Here is a 3,969-nt window from a genome sequence, read left to right as displayed (position 1 = left end):
CAACTGAACGGCCCGGTCAAGGATGCCGACGACCGCCCGAGGCGTCGCGATCTTGATGGCCTGGATCTCCGTATGCGCACCCCGGTTGCCGACGGTGTCCATCAGCCAGGCCGTCTTCAGGACGAGCAGCCGCACCTGCTCGACCGCGACCCGCGCGTCCGCGATCCACTCCTGGACGACGCCCTGCTGGGCCAGCGGCTTCCCGAACGCCGTACGCGCCACCGCCCGCCGGCACATCAGCTCGATGGCCCGCTCGGCCATCCCGATCAGCCGCATGCAGTGGTGGATGCGGCCGGGCCCGAGCCGCGCCTGCGCGATGGCGAAGCCGCCCCCCTCCTCGCCGATGAGGTTCGCGGCCGGGACCCGCGCACCGTGGAAGACGACCTCCGCGTGCCCGCCGTGGGAGTGGTCCTCGTAGCCGTACACCCGCATCGCGCGCCTCACCTCGACACCCGGCGTGTCGCGCGGCACGAGGACCATCGACTGCTGGCGGCGGATGTCGGAGCCCTCCGGGTCCGTCTTGCCCATGACGATGAAGATCTCGCAGTCGGGGTTCATCGCCCCGGAGATGTACCACTTACGTCCCGTGATGACGTACTCGGAGCCGTCCGGGGAGCGCTCGATCAGCGTGGTGATGTTGGTGGCGTCGGACGAGGCCACCTCCGGCTCGGTCATCGCGAACGCGGAACGGATCTCCCCGGCGAGCAGCGGCTGCAGCCACCGCTTCTTCTGCTCCTCGCTGCCGAACTGGGCGAGGACCTCCATGTTGCCGGTGTCCGGGGCCGCGCAGTTCAGCGCGGTGGGCGCCAGGTGCGGGGAGCGGCCGGTGATCTCGGCGAGCGGCGCGTACTGGAGGTTCGTCAGCCCGGCGCCGTACGCGGGGTCGGGCAGGAAGAGGTTCCACAGGCCCTGGCGGCGGGCCTCGGCCTTCAACTCCCCGACCACGGCGGGGGTGTCCCACGGGGAGGCCAGTGCGGCGCGCTGTTCCTCGGCGACGGGCTCCGCCGGATAGACGTACTCGTCCATGAAGGCGAGGAGCCTGGCCCGCAGTTCCTCGGTGCGCGCGTCGAAAGCGAAGTCCATGGGTGGGTCAGCCTTCCTGAAGGGTGGTCAGGCCGTGCTCGATGAAGACGGACACCAGTTCGCCGATCCGGTCGAACCCCGCGCCGACGGTCTGGCCGAGCGTGTACCGGTAGTGGATGCCCTCCAGGATCACGGCGAGCTTGAACCACGCGAAGGCGGTGTACCAGGAGACGGCCGACACATCGCGCCCCGAGCGCGCGGCGTACCGCTCGATCAGCTCGGCCGGGTCCGGGTGGCCCTGCGCGCCCGCCGTCGTGCTGACGGGGGAGTCCGGCACCTCCAGTTTGGCGCTGTACATGACGAGCAGCCCGAGGTCGGTGAGGGGATCGCCGAGCGTGGACATCTCCCAGTCGAGGATGGCCTTGATCCGGTCGTCCTCGCCGATGAGGACGTTGTCCAGGCGGTAGTCGCCGTGGATGACGGTAGGCGCCGGGGAGGAGGGCAGCCGGCGGCCGAGCGCCGCGTGCAGCTCGTCGACGCCGGGGAGGTCGCGGTTGCGGGAGGCGTCCAGCTGCTTGCCCCAGCGGCGCAGCTGCCGGTCGAGGAAGCCGTCGGGCCGCCCGAAGTCACCGAGGCCGACCGCCTCGGGGTCCACGGCGTGCAGGTCGACGAGCGTGTCCACGAGGCCGAGCACGGCGGCGCGGGTCCGCTCGGGCCCGAGCGGGGCCAGCTCCTCGGCGGTGCGGTACGGGGTGCCGTCCACGAACTCCATGACGTAGAAGGGCGCCCCGATGATCGTGTCGTCCTCGCAGAGCAGCACGGGCGCGGGCACGGGCACGTCCGTGGGGTGCAGGGCCTCGATCACGCGGTACTCGCGCTTCATGTCGTGCGCGGTGGCCAGCACATGGCCCAGCGGGGGCCGCCGGACGACCCAGCGCGTGGTGCCGTCCGTCACGGCGTACGTGAGGTTGGACCGGCCGCCCTCGATCAGCCGGGCGCCGAGCACCCCGCCGACCAGGCCCGGCCGCTCGCGGTCGAGGTGACCGCGCAACTGGTCGAGGTCGAGTCCCGGCGGCGACTGCTCTGCGCTCATCTAACGCTCCTGATCGGCATGGGTGAGAACGTGCCACCCCATGATGCCGACCAGTCGGTATGCAGTCCAGACCAAAAAGCGCCCCGAACAGCGCCCCGCAGGGGCGCGGGGAACTGCGCGCCCAGCCCCATGCGGCCCGCAGCTACCCCCCGAACAGGGCGGATCGCTCAGTGATCGTCCCAGTGCCCGTCATGGGCGGCATGCCGATGCCCATCGTGCACATAGTCCACATGATCACCGTGCAGAACGGACTCGTGCCCGCACCCGTCCCCGTGCCGGTGCTCATGATCCTGATGGGCCACGTGCCCCGACGGCTCGCACTCGTCGTAGTGGTCCGAGTGACGCCGGTGCATGTGCCCGTCGTGCGCGTAGTCGACATGGTCGCCGTGCGGCACCTCGGGGTGCCCGCACGCGGGGCCATGGATGTGATCGTGCACCGGGTGTTCGTGGTGGAGCGTGGTCATGGCGCGTACCTTCTGTGACGTCCGGGAATGCCTTGACCCTCTCAGGCTAGCCCCCGATGCCCCATTTCTTCCGCTATGTGAGCCTGGTCGGTGTGAAGGCGATCAGCTACGGCCGCTACGGCGGGCCCGAGGTACTCGAATACGGCGAGGTACGCGACCCCAAGGTCGGCCCCGACTCCGTCCTGGTGAAGGTGCGGGCCGCCGCCGTGAACCCCGTCGACTGGAAGTGCCGCGAGGGCCATCTCGACGGGGCCCTCGACGCGGTCTTCCCCGTGGTCCCGGGCTGGGACGTCGCCGGAGTGGTGGTGCGGCCGGGCCCCGCCGTCACGGAGTTCTCCGTCGGCGACGAGGTCATCGGTTACGTACGCGAGGACTTCCTCTCGCGCGGCACCTTCGCCGAGTACGTCGCCGCGCCGGTGCGCACCCTCGCCCGCAAGCCGCGCAACCTCACCTTCGAGGAGGCCGCGGGCCTGCCGCTCGCCGGGCTCACCGCCTACCAGGTGCTCACCAGGGCGCTGGAGGTCAAGGAGGGCGACGTGGTCCTCGTGCACGCGGCGGCCGGCGGCGTCGGCTCCCTCGCCGTGCAGCTCGCCCGGCACGCGGGTGCCCGGGTCATCGGCACGGCCAGTGAGCACAACCACGACTTCCTGCGCGAGCTCGGCGCCGAGCCGGTGACGTATGGGGAGGGCCTTGTCGACCGGGTCCGGGGCCTGGCCCCCGAGGGCGTCGACGCGGCCTTCGACACCGTCGGCGGCGACGCGCTCAAGGCGTCCGTCGAACTCCTCGCACAGGGCGGCCGGTTGGCGTCCATCGCGGACAGCGGGGTGACCGGCCTCGGCGGCCAGTACTGCTTCGTACGCCCTGACGCCGCGGATCTGGGGCGGCTGACCGAGCTGGTGGAGCAGGACGTGGTGACGCTCCACGTCGAGGAGACATTCCCACTGGAGCGGGCCGCGGACGCGCACCGAAAGAGCGAGGAGGGGCGCACACGCGGCAAGGTCGTGGTCACGGTGGACTGGCCGGACTGACCCGGCACCCTCGCCACCCTCGCCCCCGCCCCTCAGACCACCATCGCCGCCGCGCACACCGCGAGCGCCAGCGTGCACACCGCTGCCGTCCACGCGCCCCGCACGGTCAGCGTCCGGGGCCTGTGGGCGGTCAGCGCGGTCATCCTGCGGTGCGCGACCACCAGGAAGCCGAGCCAGAGCAGCAGACACAGGGCGCAGACCAGCACGCCGGACGCGGTGGCCCCCTCGTGCAGCACCGCGCGGGCGGCGAGGAGGGCGGCGACCGTGCAGGACAGCGTCGTACGCCGCCACGCGAGCCGCGTCCGCTCCGGCTGGAGCCCGGGATCGCGGAGCTGCTCCGCCCCCGCCCGGTCCGTCACCC

At 71.8% G+C, this 3,969-nt stretch carries 5 protein-coding genes; 1 reads left to right on the top strand and 4 read right to left on the bottom strand.

Features of this window, described 5'->3' with window-relative positions; translation table 11 throughout:
- The 3 genes from GKQ77_RS29220 to GKQ77_RS33720 all read right to left on the bottom strand — a co-directional run.
- The coding region (locus GKQ77_RS29220) for an acyl-CoA dehydrogenase family protein (RefSeq protein ID WP_219692089.1) at window positions 1-1,083 on the bottom strand (1,083 nt) is incomplete at its 3' end.
- A 7-nt stretch (window positions 1,084-1,090) separates the two neighbouring features.
- On the bottom strand, window positions 1,091-2,116 hold the full coding sequence (locus tag GKQ77_RS29215; RefSeq protein WP_219692087.1) for a phosphotransferase family protein: 1,026 nt from the start codon (window positions 2,114-2,116) through the stop codon (window positions 1,091-1,093).
- Window positions 2,117-2,283: 167 nt separating this feature from the next.
- Window positions 2,284-2,580, bottom strand: coding sequence for a hypothetical protein (locus GKQ77_RS33720; protein WP_258022168.1), 297 nt, complete (start codon window positions 2,578-2,580; stop codon window positions 2,284-2,286).
- A gap of 92 nt (window positions 2,581-2,672) precedes the next feature.
- On the opposite strand from GKQ77_RS33720, the gene GKQ77_RS29205 reads away from it, so the two are divergent.
- A complete protein-coding gene (locus tag GKQ77_RS29205) occupies window positions 2,673-3,608 on the top strand; it encodes an NADP-dependent oxidoreductase (RefSeq protein ID WP_219692091.1) in 936 nt (311 codons plus the stop codon).
- 32 nt (window positions 3,609-3,640) lie between these two features.
- Here GKQ77_RS29205 and GKQ77_RS29200 read toward each other — a convergent pair whose 3' ends face one another.
- Window positions 3,641-3,967, bottom strand: a complete 327-nt coding sequence (locus tag GKQ77_RS29200; protein ID WP_219692083.1) for a DUF202 domain-containing protein — start codon at window positions 3,965-3,967, stop codon at window positions 3,641-3,643.
- Window positions 3,968-3,969 lie beyond the last annotated feature (2 nt).

This window comes from Streptomyces anatolicus (assembly GCF_019400875.1).
Classification (GTDB): Bacteria; Actinomycetota; Actinomycetes; order Streptomycetales; family Streptomycetaceae; genus Streptomyces; species Streptomyces anatolicus.
This window is presented reverse-complemented; position numbering and strand designations above follow the sequence as displayed.